This is a genomic window from Mangrovibacterium lignilyticum (assembly GCF_010882175.1).
GTDB classification, from domain to species: Bacteria; Bacteroidota; Bacteroidia; order Bacteroidales; family Prolixibacteraceae; genus Mangrovibacterium; species Mangrovibacterium lignilyticum.
The window spans coordinates 81,962-102,655 of sequence record NZ_WKLH01000005.1; the positions used below are offsets into that span (position 1 = coordinate 81,962).

Annotated in this window: 11 protein-coding genes; 10 read left to right on the plus strand and 1 reads right to left on the minus strand. The window is 44.9% G+C overall.

What is annotated here, in order from left to right:
* The first annotated feature begins 267 nt into the window (after positions 1-267).
* From GJV22_RS19260 to GJV22_RS19305, 10 genes are all read left to right on the plus strand, one after another.
* Positions 268-1,230: a glycoside hydrolase family 16 protein gene (locus GJV22_RS19260; protein ID WP_163717679.1), complete on the plus strand. Its 963-nt coding sequence runs from the start codon at positions 268-270 to the stop codon at positions 1,228-1,230.
* Positions 1,231-1,392: 162 nt separating this feature from the next.
* Positions 1,393-4,479, plus strand: a complete 3,087-nt coding sequence (locus GJV22_RS19265) for a SusC/RagA family TonB-linked outer membrane protein (protein ID WP_205461964.1) — start codon at positions 1,393-1,395, stop codon at positions 4,477-4,479.
* 24 nt (positions 4,480-4,503) lie between these two features.
* Positions 4,504-6,393 carry a RagB/SusD family nutrient uptake outer membrane protein gene (locus GJV22_RS19270; protein WP_163717683.1) on the plus strand — a complete coding sequence of 630 codons (1,890 nt, stop codon included), beginning with the start codon at positions 4,504-4,506 and terminating at the stop codon, positions 6,391-6,393.
* 28 nt (positions 6,394-6,421) lie between these two features.
* Entirely contained in the window at positions 6,422-9,424 is a 3,003-nt protein-coding gene (locus GJV22_RS19275) for a SusC/RagA family TonB-linked outer membrane protein (RefSeq protein ID WP_205461965.1), read from the plus strand.
* Between the two features lie 30 nt (positions 9,425-9,454).
* The gene (locus GJV22_RS19280; protein WP_163717685.1) at positions 9,455-11,137 is read left to right on the plus strand and encodes a RagB/SusD family nutrient uptake outer membrane protein; all 1,683 of its coding nucleotides are present in this window, start codon (positions 9,455-9,457) and stop codon (positions 11,135-11,137) included.
* Between the two features lie 24 nt (positions 11,138-11,161).
* Positions 11,162-12,034: a discoidin domain-containing protein gene (locus GJV22_RS19285; RefSeq protein WP_163717687.1), complete on the plus strand. Its 873-nt coding sequence runs from the start codon at positions 11,162-11,164 to the stop codon at positions 12,032-12,034.
* Between the two features lie 214 nt (positions 12,035-12,248).
* Entirely contained in the window at positions 12,249-14,129 is a 1,881-nt protein-coding gene (locus GJV22_RS19290; protein WP_205461966.1) for a BNR repeat-containing protein, read from the plus strand.
* A 42-nt stretch (positions 14,130-14,171) separates the two neighbouring features.
* Positions 14,172-15,383, plus strand: a complete 1,212-nt coding sequence (locus tag GJV22_RS19295; protein WP_163717689.1) for a glycoside hydrolase family 88 protein — start codon at positions 14,172-14,174, stop codon at positions 15,381-15,383.
* A 40-nt stretch (positions 15,384-15,423) separates the two neighbouring features.
* Positions 15,424-18,540: a glycoside hydrolase family 2 TIM barrel-domain containing protein gene (locus GJV22_RS19300; RefSeq protein WP_163717691.1), complete on the plus strand. Its 3,117-nt coding sequence runs from the start codon at positions 15,424-15,426 to the stop codon at positions 18,538-18,540.
* 68 nt (positions 18,541-18,608) lie between these two features.
* The gene (locus GJV22_RS19305) at positions 18,609-19,937 is read left to right on the plus strand and encodes a BNR repeat-containing protein (protein WP_163717693.1); all 1,329 of its coding nucleotides are present in this window, start codon (positions 18,609-18,611) and stop codon (positions 19,935-19,937) included.
* 190 nt (positions 19,938-20,127) lie between these two features.
* On the opposite strand, the gene GJV22_RS19310 is transcribed toward GJV22_RS19305, so the two are convergent.
* Entirely contained in the window at positions 20,128-20,610 is a 483-nt protein-coding gene (locus GJV22_RS19310) for a hypothetical protein (protein WP_205461967.1), read from the minus strand.
* Between the last annotated feature and the right edge of the window lie 84 nt (positions 20,611-20,694).

A 20,694-nucleotide genomic window follows, 5' to 3' on the forward strand; every position in this document is an offset into this window, starting at 1 on the left:
TGTATTTTACAGTTTTTTAACCTTAGAGGTGTTTTATTTAACTGATTTGCAATGATGTGTGGCGAATCTCAATGGCTTCCTTTTTCGACGCCAATCTTTAGATATCGATTTTGTACTACTAAATATCGAATCCGTACTACTGCTTTTGATTTTTTAACAGTTTAGCTCGAATTTGTTCAAGTCCGTCCGGCTTAAGTCCGTCACATTTGTATGGTGCCTTTCAAATAAAAAGAAACGGCTCAATTGCTTATCCAAACCATCTGTAGTATGAAAAAAGTCATTCATCGATTTCGTTGCCCGAAAATGCCTTTCCCGGTAAATGTATGCTTACCGGTATTCATTTTAGTTTTCTTGTTTAATATGAATCCGTCATCTGCCAATCCGGTTGAGGAGCCTGTTCGCATTAAAGCTGACCAAACAGATTCTGCCATGAAAGATGGTATGGTGTTGGTTTGGAGTGATGAGTTTAATAAGGACGGTGCACCTGACCCTGCCAATTGGAATTATGAATACGGGTTTGTTCGCAACCAGGAATTACAGTGGTACCAATCTCAAAATGCCATCTGTAAAAATGGAGTCTTGGTTATTGAGGGAAAGCGCGAAACGGTTGACAACCCCAATTACAGTCCGGTTAGCTCTGACTGGCGGAATATCCGGGAATCGGCTGCTTACACATCATCTTGTTTAATCACACGAGGGCTGCAGGAGTGGCCTGCCGGTGGTTACTATGAGGTTCGGGCACGCATTGATGTTACGAAAGGGGCCTGGCCAGCCATTTGGTTGTTAGGAACCGACGGATCCTGGCCGGATAATGGAGAGATTGATATGATGGAGTTTTATCGAATGAACGATGAACCACACCTATTAGCAAATGTAGCCTGGGGAACAGCACAGAAATATAAAGCAGCCTGGGACAGTACAAAAAAATTGTATACAGATTTTACCTCTAAAGATCCCGATTGGGCCAGTAAATTTCATACCTGGTCAATGATGTGGGATAATAACTATATACGCCTTTACCTTGATGGCGATCTATTAAACGAAGTAGACCTCAGTAAAACACGAAATGCCGATGAACGAAACCCATTCGTTGGTTCGCAAAAGTTTTATCTCCTCTTAAACCTGGCGATTGGTTCAAATGGCGGAATACCGGATGACCCCGAGTTTCCCATCACATTTGAAATCGATTATGCCCGGGTGTATCAAGTTGTCAAAAACAAGCTTAAATAACAGAAATCGTAAGTGGTTTACTTACAGGCCTTAATCTGTGAATATTGTAAACTCTCAAGTAAACTTTTCTAATTTATGAAAGAAAGATGCACAAGGAAATGCTTTCCGTCGGAAAGCTTTGCAAAGTCCTTATTACGCATGACTTTACTTTGCCTATTGGTCATGAGTAATCTGGTAACATCCTGGGCGATAGGTGATTCTCCCAATAGTCAAGTCGTGGCTCAGCCACTAAATGCTGAATCAGCGCTAACCCAGCAGAAAAAAGTTGTAAAAGGAAAGGTAACCGATCAAACGGATATGGGAATTCCCGGAGCAACAATCGTGGTTAAAGGAGCCAATATGGGAACAGTGACCGATATCGACGGAAATTACACCATTGCTGTTCCGGAAGATGCGGAAACATTGGTGTTTTCGTTTGTCGGATTAGGAACGAAAGAAGTTTCGATTAGCGGCCAGACAGTGATTAATGTGGTTCTTGAAGAATCATCAATTGGTTTGGGTGAGGTTGTTGCTGTTGCCTATGGGGCACAGAAAAAAGTAACCGTAACCGGAGCTATTTCATCCATTGGTGGCGACGAATTGTTGAAGACTCCGACAGGATCTATCTCGAATGCCTTATCGGGAGCCGTTACCGGTTTGTCATCCGTTCAGTATTCCGGTGAGCCGGGAGCAGATGCCGCCGACTTGTTTATCCGTGGTATTGCGACACTGAACAATTCAGCTCCGTTGATTCAGGTTGATGGTGTTGAACGTGACTTCACACAAATTGACCCTAACGAAATTGAAAGTATCACGGTATTGAAAGATGCTTCTGCTACTGCGGTTTTTGGGGTTCGTGGTGCGAACGGTGTAATTTTGATTACAACCAAACGTGGTAAAGAAGGTCAAGCCAAAATTTCGTTCTCAACTTCTTTTGGTGTACAGGTGCCGACGAAACTGTTAGAGTTCGCCGACAGCTACCAATATGCAACTTATTATAATGAAGCTCAGGCTAATGATGGTGTTGACCCATCAAGTTATAAATTCCAGCCCGATGTCGTAGAAGCTTTCCGTACACATTCAGATCCGATTTTATATCCGGATATGGATTGGATGGACTACCTGTTGAAAAACGGTGCTATGCAAACGCAGCACAACGTGAACATCTCCGGAGGTGTTGAGAAAATCAGGTATTTTGTTTCTTTGGGCGCTTATACGCAGGAAGGACTTTTTAAAACTTTCGATACCGGTTACGATTTCAACTTTAACTATAATCGTTACAACTACCGTTCGAATCTTGATTTTGATATCTCTAAATCAACCTTACTCTCGGTAAATCTTGGTGGCCGTATCGAGGCTAAGAATACACCGATCTCAAATGAAGATCAAAACCAGTTGTTTCGCCAGTTATACTGGGCTACTCCATTCGGTGGAGCCGGTATTATTGATGGAAAACGTGTTGTAACAAACCCTGATTACATCCCGGATCCCGGATACGACGGACTTTACCCTTATTACGGAAAAGGTTTCAACTCCCGGTCAACCAACGTGTTGAATCTTGACCTGATTTTGAATCAAAAACTTGATTTTGTAACCAAAGGATTGTCATTCAAAGTCAAAGGTTCATACAATAGTAGCTATAGTCATACAAAAACAAGAAGTTCGACTTTACCTTATTACACACCTATCGCAACCAGCTCTGGTGCCATCGAATATCAAAAAAGTGGTGATGACGCCCAGCTTGGATACGGTGAAAGTTATGGTAAAGGTCGTAACTGGTACGCTGAAGCAAGCTTTAACTACAGCCGCGAATTTGGCGATCATACTATTGGTGGTTTAGCACTTTATACACAGTCAAAAACTTATTACCCATCAGCATATTCCGATATCCCTTCAGGTTATGTTGGAATGGTTGGACGTGTTACTTATGACTACAAAACACGTTACATGGCCGAGTTTAACGTTGGTTACAACGGTTCTGAAAACTTTGCTCCCGGGAAAAGATATGGTTTCTTTCCTGCAGGATCTTTAGGATGGATTGTTTCAGAAGAGCCGTTCATGGAAAGCGTGAAGAATGTGGTTAATTACATGAAATTGAGAGCTTCTTATGGAGTTGTCGGTAATGACAAATACGGCAGTTCCCGTTTCTTATATTTGCCAGACTCCTATGTATTGGGTGGTTCCGGTTATAACTTCGGTACCAATGTCGGATCAAATCAGGCCGGAGCTTACGAAGCGGCAAAATCAAACCCCGATGTAACCTGGGAAAAAGCCTATAAGCAAAACTACGGTGCTGATTTTGCTTTCCTGAAAGAGCGTTTCAAAGTGTCGGTTGATGTTTTCAAGGAGCATCGTGAAGACATTTTGGTTCAATCGGAAACTATTCCGGCTATTGTAGGGGCAACATTGCCCGTCATTAACTTAGGGGTTGTTGATAACCATGGTTATGAATTCACCGTTGAGTGGAACGAGAAATTGAACGATCAGTTTCGTTACTGGGTGAAAGGAAACTTCTCTTTTGCCCGCAACAAGATTATCGAAAAAGGAGAGGTTGCTCCAAACGAGGCTTATATGTGGGAAACCGGTCGTCCGATTGGTTCCAGAATCATCAATAACTTTTGGGGTTTTTACGACGAGACAGCTAACGACAGATACTATGCACAGTATGGTCAGGATATTGCAGAACATGCCGGTGGCTTAGAGCCTGGTGATGTCGTTTATGTCGATTTGAATAACGACGGAGTTATCGACAACGACGACATTACGAAATTAGGTTTTACAGACACGCCTGAATATGTTGTCGGTGCGAACATGGGCTTCTCGTGGAAAAATCTTGATTTTAGTATGCAATGGACCGGTGCCTGGAACACTTCACGCTTGTTGGATGAAACTTTCCGTGTACCGATGGGAGAAACAAACACCAATAGCTTGTTGCTCTATCAGTTCGAAGACAGATGGACCCCGGAAACGGCTGCTTCTGCATCATTGCCACGGGCAACATTAGCTCACAAAACCAACAATTATAAATCCTCTGACTTGTTCTTAGCCGACGCCAGCTATTTGCGTTTAAAGAATGTCGAAGTTGGTTACAACTTGAAATTCCCTGTGTTCAGCAGCATTGGAGTTGAAAATTGTCGCGTCTATTTAAGCGGATATAACCTGTTGACGTTTACGGGCTTTAAATATGGTGATCCTGAATCAAGAACCAGTTCTCGTCCTCAGTATCCACTCACCAGAGTATTTAACTTAGGACTGAAGGTGGGATTTTAATCTAATTCAAAGAATCGATTAATTATGAAAAATTTAAAAATATATATCTTATCACTGCTAATAGGAGGTGCCGTTTGGACTTCTTGTGTGGATGATATTGCCGTTGGCGACAACTTTCTGGAAAAACAGCCGGGCGTAGATGTAACGCAGGATACCATTTTCAACAATGCTGACTATGCCCGCCGCTTTTTATGGAACAATTACAGCAAGCTGTACTACGGACTTCCTGTTTATTGGAACAGTATCGATAACCGCATGAACATGGGGGTATTCGAAACACTTTCAGACACCTGGCACAGCCACTTGAGCTGGGATGGTGTTAACCGTTCTTACTATTCAGGTAGTTACAGCGCGGGGACGGAGGAATCATCAGACGCGACCAAATTTAACTATACCAAAGAAGAAGTTTGGGAAGCGGTTCGCCAGGCATGGATTTTTGTTGAAAACGTAGATCGTGTTCCGGATATGGATGACAGCGAAAAGGAACGTTTGAAAGCTGAGGCAAAAGTCATTATCGCTTCGCGTTATTTCGACCTTTTCCGTCACTTTGGTGGTGTGCCAATTGTTGATCATGCATTTGAAGTGAGTAACGACGCTGATGCGTATTACACTGAACGCGGAACCGTCGATGCTACCGTAAAATTTATGACTGGCCTGCTGGATGAAGCTTCTGCTGCTTTACCATGGTCACTCAGTGCAGCTGATATCTCAAACTGGGATGGACGTTTTACAAAAGCGGCAGCCATGGGTTTGAAATGTAAAATCTTATTGTTTGCAGCCAGCCCACTGTTTAACGACAGTGAACCATACAGTACTTCCAGCCCTCAGGAAGCGGTAACAAACCTTCAGGTTTGGTACGGTGGCTACAAGTCGGAGCTTTGGGACGAATGCCTAAAAGCATGTGAGGACTTTTTCACTGCCTTGAATTCAAATGGTGTTTATGGTTTGGTTCAGGCCAGCGGAACAACTGTTAGCGACTATCGCGATGCTTTCCGAAAAGCATACTTTACGCGGGGTAGTGGTGGTAGTAACACAGAACTGCTGATCTCGACACGTGTTCGTTACACCTATAGTTACAACGGACAATGGGACTACTATTTCCCGCAGTCAGTTGCAAATGGTGCTTTCACACCGACTCAGGAATATGTTGAAATGTTCCCGATGGCCGATGGTACTCCCTTTGATTGGAATGATCCGGATGATGTGAGCAAGATGTTTAGCGATCGTGACCCTCGTTTATACGAAACTGTTTTGGTGAATAATGCCAGTTACCAGGGACGTCAAGCCGAACTTTGGGTTGGCGGACGTGAAGCACAACAAAACCCGGCACTGGAATCAGGGCAGTTTGCTACAGGATACGGAATTTACAAATATATCCTCGATCGGTCAGCAAACCTTAACCAGCCGACCTTGTGGCCTTACCTGCGTATTTCGGAGATTTACCTGATTTATGCTGAAGCGTTAATGAAAACAGGACGCATGACCGATGCGATTGCTCAGGTTGATGCGGTTCGCGCTCGCGTTGGTTTAGCAGGATTGGTTGAAAGTAATCCGGATAAAAACATGTTGGATGAAGACGTGCTGATGGAAGAGATCCTGAGAGAACGTGCTTGTGAACTCGGAATGGAAGATGTTCGCTTTTTCGACTTGATTCGGAATAAAAGAGCTGATCTTTTCCACAAACAACTTCATGGCTTACGGATTTACCGTGCTGACGGCGTTGAAGGTTCATGGTCAGATCAGGATCCATCAACAAGAGGTGACCGCCCAACTGAATTTACCTACGAAATCTTCAACCTGACAAATGCCTCCAGGACCTGGTGGACAAGTTTTGATTCGAAATGGTATCTGTCAGCTTTTCCTCCGGTTGAGGTAAACAAAGGATATGGATTAACTCAAAATCCTGGATGGTAACAGGCTAACAACATTTAAAAAGATTACTATGCATATCATACATAAAATATCAGTTTTGGCCCTGTTTATGCTATTCTGCATAAGTGGCTGGTCTCAAAACAAAGAGATAAAGGGAACGGTTATCAACCACAAAGGAGAACCTGTTTCCGGAGCTTTGGTATCCGTTGTTGATCATCCGGAACTGAAAGCTTACACCGATACGGATGGAACATTTCAAATTTTTACTTCTGTTGAAAATTCCCTGAAAATTGAAACAGTGGATGATGGAGTGAAAACAATTCAGTTGGATTCATCGGAAGAAGCTGTGACTGTTTTGATGGATTTCGCTTCTCAAAGACGTGATATGGGTTTTGGTTTCGATCAACCATTATCCGAATCAACCGGTGCAATTTCCTACACATCGTCTGAAGATGTCAACAAACGATCTTCTTTTAGCACGGCTAATTCGTTGTTTGGAAACGTTCTGGGCTTGACCGCATTGCAAAACAGTGGTGCCGTTTGGGACGCTGCTGCAACAATGTATATTCGCGGATTGCAAACAACAAGTAGTAATAGTATCCTGGTTTTGGTTGACGGTATCGAACGGGATATCAGGTATATCGTTCCCGAAGAAGTTGCTTCAGTGTCTGTTCTTCGTGATGCCGCTGCAGTTGCTTTGTACGGTTATAAAGGGATTAACGGAATTCTTTCGGTTACGACCAAGCGTGGGAAATACAAAACCAGTGAAATCAATGTAAGTTACGATCACGCGATCAACTGGCAAACGCGCAAGCCTAAGTTTGTTGATGGTTTTACCTATGCGAAAGCGATCAATGAAGCGTTGACAAACGATGGTCAGGATACCCGTTATTCGCAGGATGACCTAAACGGATTTGAAAGCGGTGATTATCCGTATTTATATCCGAATGTTGATTGGGTTGACGAAGTTTTCCGCGATCACGGTTCTTCCAATATCTACAACGTCAATTTCCGTGGTGGTGGTGAGAAAATGCGCTACTTTACCATGTTTAACCTGCAGGGCAATCAAGGATTCATTCGGAATTCGGAGATGAATGAAGGCTATTCAACACAGGAAAAATATTCAAAAGCCAATATCCGGACAAACCTGGATATTGATGTGACTTCAACAACAACCGCGGAAATTAACCTGATGGGCGTTTTGAATGAGTTTTCCAGACCAGGCCTTTCGTCCGATAGCTTGATGGGGAAATTATATACCGTTCCTTCAGCTGCCTTTCCAATCAAAACCAGCGATGGTATCTGGGGTGGAAATGAAACCTGGGGCGCGAATATGAACCCTGTTGCTTTAACGCAGGCCAGAGGTTACTCAACCGGTCATACCCGTTCGTTATATGCCGACTTTAAACTGAGTCAAAAACTGGATGTTATTACTGAAGGATTGAGTGCTTCATTGCGTTTGGGCTACGATAACATTGCTGCTTACTGGGAAGGACACAATCGCGACTATGCTTATGCCAGTGATGTTGTTACATCATGGGAGAATGGCGAGCCTGCGGAGATTAGCCGCTACAGCGCCGGTGCTGACAGTGAGCTGGGTTATGGTGACAAGCTGGATTGGCAGGATCGTCACATGAATTTCATTGGAAGTGTTGATTACGAGACATCATTTGAAAAGAGCAAACTGCTTACTTCGTTGATCTACTCGTACGAAAATCATGTACTGAACAATCAGAATAATACCTACTACCGCCAAAACGTGGCTGCATATGCGCACTATGTGTACAACAGCAAATACATTGCTGATTTAACACTCGTTGCCAGCGGATCGAACAAACTCGCTCCGGGCCAAAAATGGAACTATTCTCCAACGGTATCAGCCGCATGGGTTATGTCGAAAGAAGATTTCATGTCTTCTGCAAATTTCATTGATTTCTTAAAACTCCGTGCTTCATTTGGTATTATCAACTCCGATAATATTCCGGCCGAAGACTATTGGGAACAAAGTTTTAGCGACGGCGGTGGTTACTATTTAGGTGGTAACTACGATTGGTACGGCGGAACCATGGAAGGTCAGTTGGCCAGCATGAACTCGACTAACGAAAAGGCATTCAAATATAACTTCGGTGTTGATGCTTCGATGTTTAAAGGATTGAATGTCACTGTTGATACTTATTACGAAAAACGTAAAGACATTTGGGTGTCAGCCGGAGGTGCTAACTCAGCAGTTCTTGGAGCGTCTTCACCCTATGCGAACGGCGGAATTGTAAATAGCTGGGGGCTTGAAACCGGTTTGGACTACAACAAACAAATTGGTGATTTAGCCATTTCTCTGGGAGGTAAATTCACCCTGTCGAAAAATGAAATCGAAGAGATGCTGGAAGAGCCACGTGCTTACGACTATCTTCGTCGCACCGGACAGTCTGTTAGTCAAATTTTCGGATACCAGGCTTTAGGTTTCTTTATCGATGAAGCTGATATTGCCAACAGTCCGGCACAACAGTTTAGCGAAGTACAACCCGGCGATATCAAGTATAAAGATCAAAACGGTGATGGTATTATTAATGAGTACGATGAGATTGCCTTAGGCTACAACAATGTTGTTCCTGAAATTTACTACTCATTCAACCTTGGATTGGAGTGGAAGGGATTTGGCGTAAGCGCTTTGTTCCAGGGAGCAAGCAACTATACGGCTATCTTGAATACGCAAAGTATTTATCGTCCACTGATTAATAACACGAACATTTCAGAATACTACTACGACAATCGTTGGACTCAGGAAACACCATTTTCAAGATTCCCGCGCCTGACAACTGAAAGTAACGCGAATAACACGAAAACAAGTTCAGTGTGGTTGGCTGATGCGTCATACCTGAAGCTTCGCAACTGCGAAGTGTACTACAAACTGCCGGTTAATTTCCTTTCGAAAATCAAAATGAAATCCGGTAAAGTGTATGTTAGAGGTGTTGACTTGCTAAGCTTCGACAATATCGATATATCCGATCCTGAATCAATCGGCGTGGCATATCCAATGACCCGCTCACTGAATGTTGGTTTTGCATTTGGATTTTGATGAATTCTTAAATTTAACTTCTACAGAATCATGAAAATAAAGAATATAATAATAGGCTCATTTCTTCTTTTAGCGGTTTCCGCTTGTAAGGATGACATGAATTACAATGAATTTGTTAGCTACAATCAGGAGCAGGTATTTTCGAGCTTTGATCGGACAAGGAACTTTGTAACCAATGTTTACAGTTATTTGGACTACGATTTCGGAAATTTTGGTGGTGCCATGTTGGCCTCGGCAACTGATGAAGCTGATTATGTGTGGACCTCGTCAAGTATCCACGACTTTTATAATGGAGCGTGGAGTGCCAGTAATCCAAAATCGGATCTTTGGTCAAGTATGTATGCCGGCATTCGTGCTGCTAACTTTTTCCTGGAAGCATCCCAGGGACAAACATTTGTTGACTTTAAATACAACAAAGATTACAATGAACAAATGGAGCGCTTTAGCCGCTACCAGGATGAAGTACGCTTTTTAAGAGCTTACTTCTATTTCAACCTGGTTCGTCAATATGGTGATGTTCCGTTTACTACCGATGTATTAACTGAAGAAGAAGCGAATACGATCTCAAGAACATCTGCTGACGAAGTGTTTGATTTCATTGTGTCAGAATGTGATGATATCGTAAATAGTTTGCCTCCTTCCTATGATGATTTAGCTTATACCGAAACAGGACGTGCTAATCGCGCAGCGGTATTGGCATTGAAAGCCCGCACTTTGCTGTACCAGGCGAGTCCGTTATTTAATACCGCAAATAGCAGTGAATTGTGGAAAGAAGCAGCTTTGGCAAACAAGGCAGTGCTTGATTCCTGTGCAGAATATGGTATTAGCTTAGGTGCGTATACCGATCTATGGGGAACAGAGAACTATTATGCTTCTGAAATGATTTTTGTTCGTCGGGTAGGTGACTTGAACTATTTGGAATCGAATAACTTCCCGGTTGGGGTTGAAGGTGGAAATTCAGGAAACTGTCCAACTCAGAACTTGGTAGATGCTTACGAAATGAAAGCAACCGGTTTGGCATGGAACGAAACCGGCAGCGGTTATGATCCAGCTAATCCGTATGAAGGTCGTGATCCGCGTTTCGAGATGACAATTGCCAGAAACGGCGACTTGGGATGGCCCGGATACAACACGAATGAATTGCAAACTTTCGTTGGTGGACTGAATGGTGCACCGCTTTCAGGAGCAACACAAACCGGTTACTATCTGAAAAAATACATGGATTCTTCAGTGGATTTACGTCCGAACGTTTCAAACACCAAACGGCACTCATGGATTACCTATCGCTTGGGTGAATTTTACCTGAACTATGCGGAAGCAGTGTTCAACTACCTGGGGTCTGCCGATGCGACAAGCGCCGACTTCCCGATGTCAGCAACAGAAGCTGTGAATGTCATCCGTCAACGTTCCGGCGTAGGCATGCCGGCCCTGGCAACAGGATTGAGCAACACGGATTTTGCTGCGAAATACGAAAACGAGCGGATGGTGGAATTGGCCTTTGAAGGACACCGTTTCTGGGATGTCAGACGATGGAAAGAAGGATCGAAATTTAGCAGCATCACCAGCATGAAAATCGAGAAAACCGGTGATGATTCTTATAGTTACACACGTGTGGAGATGCCGAGATCATGGAATGATAAAATGTATTTCTTCCCAATCCCGGACAGCGAGATACGTAAAAATCCGAACCTGACTCAAAATACAGGATGGTAATTGGTAAACTTAAAAATTGAATTTATGAAACGTTTATTGATATATGCAGCCGTGGCAATAGTAACAATTGCCGCTGTAAGTTGCGACGAAAACTTTGAAGTGATCGAGGATTCCGGCATGACTGCCGGAACGCCCTCGCCGGTTGAATCAATTACGGCTGATTCGTTACCAGGCCAGATTGTATTGCATTGGGAGGTACCGGTCGATTCCAATTACTACCTTTTAAAAATCAATTATTACGATTACCTGGCGGAAACGGAAGTTTATAAAGTCGCTTCGGTTTACGAAGACTCGTTGTTGATTGATGAAACACGTGCCAAATTCGGTGAGTATGAATTTACTTTCCAGACGTTTAACCGCAATAATGAAGCAAGTGCAGCCACAACAATCAAAGCGAAGTCTGGTATTGCTCCGGCAACCGAAACCATTACAACGACTAAGATTGCTTTAACGGCCGATCAGCTTAGCACAAACAACCAGGAACCTTCTGAAGGACCGATTGCCAACTTGCTTGATGGCGATATTTACAGCTTCTTCCATACGCGTTGGAGCTCTCCCCAGATTCCGATGCCTCAGTATATTCAGATTGATTTGAATGAGCCGATCGATGATTTTCAGTTTTACTTTGTGAACCGCGCCTGGTCACAGGTTGGGGCTGAGATTGTTGAAGTTCAGGTTAGCAATGATGGCGAAACCTGGGAAACCGTTCAAACAATTAGTGCCGGATTGCCATCTGCTGGTTACGCTGATTATACATCACAAATTTTCCGCATGGATCACACATTTACGCATTTCCGATACAATGTGGTTCAAACCTACGGAAGCAGGAATTATTTCAACATGGCGGAGTTTAGTTTATATGACGTAACAATTGATACATATGATCCGGAATTATAGGACAATTTAGATCGCTTTTAAAAGAATGGGAGAAGACCGCATTGGCCATTCTCCCATTTCTTTTTAAGCCATTTTCTGAAAATATGGTTTGCTTTTGGGGGAAAACAACCTTTTACACGTCATTAAGTAAACGGTTTTAATAAACTCAAACTAATCAAATGGCCAGTATAATTGTGGACCCAATGGCTTTGTCTATTCTTATAAATAATTAATCATGAAAATGACTAAAAACATTTTGGGCTTGTTCGTCTGTATTTTGGGCTTAATAAGTTGTACCGGAACCAAAGATAAGGACGAGAGTCAACTGACAGCGCGTTACGAGCTTGCCAAAGAAGGTGCCTGGTGCTGGTTTGCCGATCCCCGGGCGATTCACTACGAAAACAGGAAAGGAACAATCAACAAAACGTACATTGGCTACATCGACACTCATGGAAATATAAAGGCCAGCCAATATGATTTTAAAACAGGGGAAACACAGGAGGTTATGGTCCGGTCCTGGTTTCAGCCCGATGATCATGACAATCCCACCTTCCTGGTTCTGCCCGATGAACGGGTCATGATTTTGTATTCGCGACACACGGATGAGCCGTGTTTTTATTACCGGGTTTCGGAAAAGCCCGGAGACATCAAAGATTTGGGGCCGGAGTTCAAAATACCGACGCAACGGAATACAACCTATCCTTCCCCTTTTATTTTGTCGGACGATCCCGACCATTTCTATTTGTGCTGGCGGGGAATCAGCTGGCATCCGACGATCGCCAAACTGTCGTTACCTGACGAAGAAGGGAAAGTTGAAATGGTATGGGGACCCAACCAAATTGTGCAATCGACTGCATCAAGGCCTTACGCCAAATATGCCAGCAATGGCAAGGACAAAATTTACATGGCTTATACAACCGGCCATCCCGATCCGACCATGCCCAATTATTTATATTTGAATTACATTGATATTCATTCGATGGAGTTGAAAGATGTAACAGGCGAAGTAATCTCGAAGGTCGGAGAGGAGCTGCATCATGTTGCGGCTACGCAGGAATATAAACAGCATCATGCGAACGCTGTGGTTGATGATACCGGGTTGCGTGACTGGCTGTGGCAGGTGGCTATCGATCGCAATGAAAAGCCGGTCATTGCTATGGTGCGCATCAACGAGGATAAGAGCTCGCACGATTACTATTACGCCCGTTGGACCGGTTCCGGGTGGCAAAAGACCTTTCTGACCAATGCAGGAGGGCATTTCCACCAGTCAGCCGATATCGAGAAATGTTACAGTGCCGGAATGGCTGTCGACGATCAAAATACCAACGAAGTTTATTGTTCGGTTCCGGTTTCCGGGAAATATGGCACGGTTTACGAGCTTGTCAAATATACGATGGATGAACAGGGAGAACTTAGTCGCACGGATACGCTGACAAAAGATTCGGAACTGAATAATGTGCGCCCGTATATTGTCCCTAACCGGAAAAAATCGCCGTTAAAGCTGACCTGGATGTATGGCAACTACTACGACTGGATTGTAAGCAAAGAACGCCCAATGGGATTCAGTACGGCAATCTACACCGATTATAAGTTGAAACGTGAAGTTGCCGATCTGGACGCGGGATTAACTCATGAAGAAGCCAACCCGGTAAAGGGAATCAAGAACAGGCGATTTTACCTGCCCGAACCCAATGAGTTTTCCATCTTTTTGGATTTGGAATTGGATACGGTGGCTTCCGGTGGTGTGTTGCTCTCATTGGCTAATCTGACCTATGGTGTCGATGCTGAAACCCTGAAACCATACATTCAGTTGGGTGACCAGACCTACAAAAGCAACAATGTGCTTGGCAATTCCGATCGTTGGCAAGAAGAACCGCGTTCGACCAATGGTGCCTGGTATGCTCCCGTGAAATATACTTCGGTGCTATTGACGGTTGTATATCACAACGGCGAGTTAACCACTTACGTGAACGGTCTTGTCGACCAGGTGGTGTCTTTGAAGGACTTCAAATCGCCCGAATTTGAACTGGGCGCTTTGGCCCGGGAGATGACGCTTTGCAAAATCTACAACCGTCCATTGAATTATACAGAAATCAGCCTGTTGGCCGGAGAGTAAGGTCAATATTAAACGAACAGATAGTACAACTAAAATTAAATCATGCATAAACAAATTATCCCCTTTTTGTTGGTGCTAGCCATCGTTTTTGGCTGCACAGCACCTGAGAAAAAAGAAAAGCCCCTTGGGCAGGTTATCAACGAGTCGCTCGATTTTGCGACCCAACAAAGCTTGTTGATGGCTGCGTCTTTGAAAGATCAACCCGACAGGCTTCCCCAAACAATTGATAAAGAAGGTAAGCTGGTTACCTGTGGTTCCTCCTGGTGGGTGAGTGGTTTCTTTCCCGGCGTACTTTGGTATCTGTATGAAAATACGCCAACCGATTCCCTGAAAGATTGGGCGATCAATTACACCTTGCGCGTGGAAGATCAGCAATACACCACCGATAACCACGATGTTGGTTTCATGATCTTTTGCAGCTTTGGAAATGCCTATCGGTTAACCGGTGATTCTGCCTATAAAGAAGTCATTCATACCGCTTCCAACTCGTTGATCACCCGCTTCAACCCAACGATTGGTTGCATTCGTTCATGGGATTATGCCTCATGGAGTGCACAGTGGCAATACCCGGTGATCATCGACAACATGATGAACCTGGAAATGCTTGAATGGTCATCCAAAGCCTTCGATGATACGGTGTACAGCCATATTGCCGAAAGTCATGCCAACACAACGATGAAGAATCATTTCCGTGACGATTTCAGCAGCTATCATGTCATTTCGTATGATACGATAACCGGTCAGGTAGAGAAGAAAAATACCGCTCAGGGGTATTCCGACGATTCAGCCTGGGCGCGTGGTCAGGGCTGGGCCTTGTATGGTTACACCATGATGTACCGCGCAACCGGTAACAAAGCTTACCTGGAACAAGCCGAAGGTATCGCCGGTTTCATCATCAATCATCCCAACCTGCCGGAAGACAAAATTCCATACTGGGACTTCGACGCACCGAATATTCCAAATGCCAAGCGTGACGCATCAGCGGGGGCATTGATTTGCTCGGCACTGATTGAGTTGAGCGGTTATGTGCCTGCGGAGAAATCGAAGGAATACTTAGCCGTTGCCGAAACGCAATTGCGTAGTTTGAGTTCGCCGGCTTATCGGGCGGGCTTGGGTGAGAACGGCAACTTCATTCTCAAGCACAGTGTGGGCCACATGCCAAACGGTACGGAGGTTGATGTACCGCTAAGCTATGCCGACTATTACTATGTGGAAGCGCTGACGCGCATGAAAAAATTGCTGGAAACAGAATAAAACAATTAGTGAACAACAAATTAACAGGATTTAGAAAACGATGAAGAAAAGTTTAGTCTATCTTTTTTTAGTTCTGTTTGCGGCGAACTTGCGTGCGCAAACAACCAACGACTGGGAGAACCCGGCCGTTTTCGGGATTAACAAAGAAGCTCCGAGAGCCTACTTCATTCCCTATGCGGATGAAGCCTCGGCTCTGAAAAACGACAAGAGTCAATCGGCTTATGTGCTGGATTTGAACGGTACCTGGAAATTCAATTGGGTGTATACCCCCGATGAGCGTCCCGTTGATTTCTACAAGGAAAACTACGATGTGAGTGCCTGGGACAACATTGACGTTCCATCGAACTGGGAACTCAAAGGATACGGAACTCCGATCTACACCAATGTTGCCTATCCGTTTCCGAAGAATCCACCTTTTATCGATCACAAACACAATCCGGTCGGTTCTTATAAACGCGCGTTTGATCTTCCGTCAAGCTGGGATGGCCGGCGTGTTGTGTTGCATTTCGATGCCGGAACATCGGCCATGTATGTTTGGGTGAATGGTGAAAAAGTGGGCTACAGCCAGGTAACCAAAAGCCCGGTTGAGTTCGACATTACTGACTATGTGCAAAAAGGAAGCAACGATTTGGCGGTTGAAGTGTACCGCTGGAGCGATGGTTCGTATTTGGAAGATCAGGATTTCTGGCGTCTTTCCGGTATCGACCGCGATGTTTACCTGACCAGTACCGATCAGGTTCGTGTTGACGACTTCTTTGCAAAAGCCGGGCTGGATAAAGCTTACAAAAACGGCACTTTCTCGTTGGATTTGACCGTGAAGAATTACAAAGCTGAAGCTGCTTCCGGTTCTTTGCACGTGCAAATTCTGGATGCGGAAGGCAAGCCGGTTTATAAAACCAAAAAGAGTTGGAAAGCCGGTGCCGAAGCAACAACAACGGTTTCGGCTTCAACATATGTGAAAAAAGCCAAACAATGGAGCGCCGAAACGCCTAACCTTTACCAACTGCTGCTTTCACTTTACGATGCTGATGGCAACCTGATCGAATCGACGTCGCAAAAAATCGGTTTCCGTACCGTTGAATTGAAAAACAGCCAGCTTTTGGTGAACGGAAAAGCAGTGTTGGTGAAAGGGGTCAACCTGCACGAACACAATGAGAAAACAGGTCATTATGTCGATAAAGCGACCATGCTGAAAGATATTGAAGTGATGAAGGCGCACAACGTCAATGCGGTTCGCACGTCACACTATCCGCACAGCCCGATGTGGATTGCACTTTGCGATCAATACGGTTTGTACCTGGTTGATGAAGCCAATATTGAAACCCACGCGATGGGAGCAGAGTGGCAAGGTTGGTTCGACAAATCGAAACATCCGGCCTATTTGCCTGCGTGGCATGCCGCACATATGGACCGTATTCATCGGTTGGTGGAACGCGATAAAAACCATCCTTCAGTTATTTTGTGGAGTTTGGGGAATGAGTGTGGAAACGGTCCTGTTTTTCACGATGCTTACAAATGGATCAAGGAGCGCGACAATACCCGCCTGGTTCAGTTTGAACAAGCCGGACAAAACGAAAACACCGATGTGGTTTGCCCGATGTATCCCCGCATGCAAAGCATGCACGAATATGCTGCCAAAGAAAATCCCGGCCGTCCGTTTATCATGTGTGAATACTCGCATGCCATGGGGAACAGTAACGGTAACTTTAAAGAATACTGGGATCTGATCCGCTCGACACCACACATGCAAGGTGGCTTTATCTGGGACTGGGTTGATCAGGGCTTATCGGCTACCAATTCATCGGGACTTGACTTTTGGGCCTACGGTGGCGATATTGGTGGTTACAAATACACAAACGATGAGAACTTCTGTCTCAACGGACTCGTGAATCCTGATCGGACAGCACACCCGGGTTTAATGGAAGTGAAACACCAATATCAAAGCATTCATGTTAGCGCTGCCGATCTTTCCAAAGGAGAGCTGGCTGTTTACAACGAATATTCTTTCATCAGCCTCGATCAATTCGACTTTAAATGGGTGTTGCTAAAAAACGGTGAGAAAGCCGCTGAAGGAACATTCAGCAGCAATGCCAAGCCTGGTGAAACGCAACAGGTGAAAATTGAATTGCCTGAGCTGACCGCTGAAAAAGGGGTTGAATATATCGTGAATGTTCGCGCTTATACCAAAGAAGCAGCGAACCTGGTTCCTGCCGGTCATGAAGTGGCGGGCAATGAAATCGCGTTCGACAGCAATGATTATTTTGTTGCTCCGGTAGCATCAAGCTCAAAACCGACGGTGAAAGAAGATGATCGTCAAATTACCATTGAAGCCAATGGTGTTCAGGCAGCCATCAGCAAACGTTCCGGTTTGTTGGGACGATTGGTTGCTGACGGCAAATGGTTGATCGGTTCGGAACTGACGCCGGACTTCTGGCGTGCACCAACCGACAATGATTTCGGGAACGGTATGCCATCGCGGACCAATGTTTACCGTACCGCAGGAGTTAACCGGACATTGAAAAACATTCAGTTTAAAGAAACCGGAAACACTGTTGTTGTAACGGCTGATTTGTTGCTGAAAGACATCGACTCGGAATACCAGTTGGTTTACACCATGAATGGCGACGGAAGTTTACAGGTTGATGTGAGCTACAAGGCCGGATCGGATGATTTGCCCGATATGCCGCGCTTCGGAATGGTTGTCCGCTTGTCGGGCGATTACGACCAGTTTAGCTATTACGGCCGTGGGCCATGGGAAAACTACAACGACCGGAATTCAGGTGCATTCCTGGGAATTTACAACAGCGATGTGGCCGACCAGTACTATCCGTACATTCGTCCGCAGGAGAATGGTTACAAAACCGACATCCGTTGGATGAGTCTGACCAATGCTGAAGGAACCGGTTTAAAGGTTGAAGGCCTGCAAGCGTTGAGCGGAAGTGCCCTTCATTTTGAATCGGCCGACTTTGATGCAGGGCTGACCAAGAAGCAACGACATGCCGCTGACGTTCATCCGCGTTCGGATGTCTATCTGCACATCGATTTGGAACAATGTGGCGTTGGGGGAGACGACAGTTGGGGAGCCTGGACACACAAACAATACCGACTCGAAGAAAAAGCGTATTCGTACAGCTTCATTCTGAAACCAGTGAAATAATTGATATTTTCGAAACCGGTAATATTCTTACAGTCTATTACCGGTTTCTTGTTTTAAAAATAGGCGCAATGAAATTTAAGCTAAGTCTTGTTATCGTATTGGCGATGCTGATGTTCACATCCTGCCATCGCACAGCAAAAGAAAACGTAGTATTCAACCCCAGGCTGGTCACCATTGGTGAAGGCTGGGCTGAAAACAGTGTTAATGCAACGATCTTTCGCAAAAACTCCGTTGTCTCTTCGGCCAATTACCAATTTGTGGCTTATTACGACAGTACGGCACATGTTGTGTTGGCCCGTCGCAAACACGGATCCGAAAAATGGGAGATCTCCCAAACACCATACACCGGGAATATTCGCGATGCCCACAATGTCATTAGTTTGATGGTTGATGGCAACGGATACCTGCATTTAAGCTGGGACCACCATAACAATCCCTTACACTATTGCCGGAGCCTGGAGCCCGAAGGCCTGGAGCTGGGCGAGATGATGCCAATGACCGGTGAAAATGAAACGGTTGTTTCTTACCCCGAGTTTTATGCCATGGCCGATGGCGGCTTGTTATTTGCTTACCGCGATGGTGGTTCAGGCAATGGCAACCTGGTGCTGAATCGTTACGACTTAGGTACACAAAGCTGGTCGCGTTTGCAAACCAGTTTAATCGATGGTGAAGGACAACGCAATGCGTATTGGCAGTTGTTTGTTGACCGGGCAGGAACGATTCACGTGTCGTGGGTTTGGCGCGAAACACCTGATGTCAGGTCGAATCACGATATGTCTTACGCGTGTTCGAAAGACGGCGGTAAAAGCTGGGAAAAATCAACCGGCGAAAAGTACCTGATTCCAATTACCGAATCGACAGCCGAAGTTGTTCAGGCGATTCCGCAGGGGAGCAACCTGATTAACCAAACGTCGATGACAACCGATCAGGAAGGCAACCCCTTCATTGCGACTTATTTTAAGGGAAAAGGCGATCAATGCACCCAGTTTCAGATTATTTACCGGCGGGACGGGCAATGGCAAACATCGGCAGCAACCAGCCGCACACTCGACTTTGACCTGGGTGGAGTTGGTTCCCGCAGTATCCCAATCAGCCGTCCGCAGCTGATGATACTGAAAGTGGGAGAAGAACAGCAACTGGTGTTGATTTACCGCGATGAAGAAGAAGACAACAACATTGTGTTGGCAACCTCTGCCTTAGCCGACGAGTTGAAATGGACCTCACAAATTGTTAGTCCTTACCCGGTCGATCGCTGGGAACCTTCTTACGACTCGGAGTTATTGAAAAGTCAGAATAAGTTGAATTTATACTTTCAAAAAGTAGCTCAGGGGCAAGCCGAAACAACTGTCGCTATGCCGCCGCAACCCGTTGGCGTGCTCGAGCTGGAAATGAACTAGTTTCTTTTCTGAAAATAGAGGTTGGTTAGCACATGCAGTTCGTGATTCCCAACCTTTGACCCCTAAATCCCCTAAAGGGGACTAAAGCCTCCCGGCAGCTGCCGGAGAGGCTTGGTGGGGTAAATCGATTTTGACCAACATCCGGTTTTACTTTTCTGTAAAACTCATTGCACTTTCCGATCAGCTTTTTTTAGTCGTCAAAATTGAAATCATCCGGGTTAAACGGGATGTCATCATCCGGGTCAAAATCAAAAGGTCCTACACCGGGAGGATTAAACAGTCCCCACCGGTCGATCACATAATTTTGCTTGTCGAACGAGTTCACCCAATCAATAAAAAGAAGGCGGTATTCTTCAACCAAATCGCGAACGATCTTGTAATACTCCACTTCTTCAAAGCCAAACATCTCCAGTGCGTGATATTGAATAATAAGGTTGTGCGCGGCTTTGCGGATAATCGTTGCCGCCTCCATTTTAATATCATACAATTCTCCGGCTTCGGCTCCTGCAACCTTCACCATCAACAGGAGCGCGTCGTTCAGAATTTCCTTTTTGACGGTCTGCAGTTCTTTATTGTCCTCCGGAATCAGATCTACGATCTTGGAAACCAACTCATAAATCTCTTCAGCTTTCTTGAAAATCGGTAAGTTTTCTGTCTGTTTATCTCTCGGCATTGTTGTCCTCATTTGCTTTTCTAAATAGTACAACGTTAAAACATGGTTTTCATTTTGTCTTCCGGGATTAAAATTGAACCGCTA

Excerpts from the sequence above, each read along its gene's own strand:
- GJV22_RS19260 (WP_163717679.1), top strand. The coding sequence starts at position 268 with ATGAAAAAAGTCATTCATCGATTTCGTTGCCCGAAAATGCCTTTCCCG.
- GJV22_RS19265 (WP_205461964.1), top strand. The coding sequence starts at position 1,393 with ATGAGTAATCTGGTAACATCCTGGGCGATAGGTGATTCTCCCAATAGT.
- GJV22_RS19270 (WP_163717683.1), top strand. The coding sequence starts at position 4,504 with ATGAAAAATTTAAAAATATATATCTTATCACTGCTAATAGGAGGTGCC.
- GJV22_RS19275 (WP_205461965.1), top strand. The coding sequence starts at position 6,422 with ATGCATATCATACATAAAATATCAGTTTTGGCCCTGTTTATGCTATTC.
- GJV22_RS19280 (WP_163717685.1), top strand. The coding sequence starts at position 9,455 with ATGAAAATAAAGAATATAATAATAGGCTCATTTCTTCTTTTAGCGGTT.
- GJV22_RS19285 (WP_163717687.1), top strand. The coding sequence starts at position 11,162 with ATGAAACGTTTATTGATATATGCAGCCGTGGCAATAGTAACAATTGCC.
- GJV22_RS19290 (WP_205461966.1), top strand. The coding sequence starts at position 12,249 with ATGAAAATGACTAAAAACATTTTGGGCTTGTTCGTCTGTATTTTGGGC.
- GJV22_RS19295 (WP_163717689.1), top strand. The coding sequence starts at position 14,172 with ATGCATAAACAAATTATCCCCTTTTTGTTGGTGCTAGCCATCGTTTTT.
- GJV22_RS19300 (WP_163717691.1), top strand. The coding sequence starts at position 15,424 with ATGAAGAAAAGTTTAGTCTATCTTTTTTTAGTTCTGTTTGCGGCGAAC.
- GJV22_RS19305 (WP_163717693.1), top strand. The coding sequence starts at position 18,609 with ATGAAATTTAAGCTAAGTCTTGTTATCGTATTGGCGATGCTGATGTTC.
- GJV22_RS19310 (WP_205461967.1), bottom strand. The coding sequence starts at position 20,610 with ATGCCGAGAGATAAACAGACAGAAAACTTACCGATTTTCAAGAAAGCT.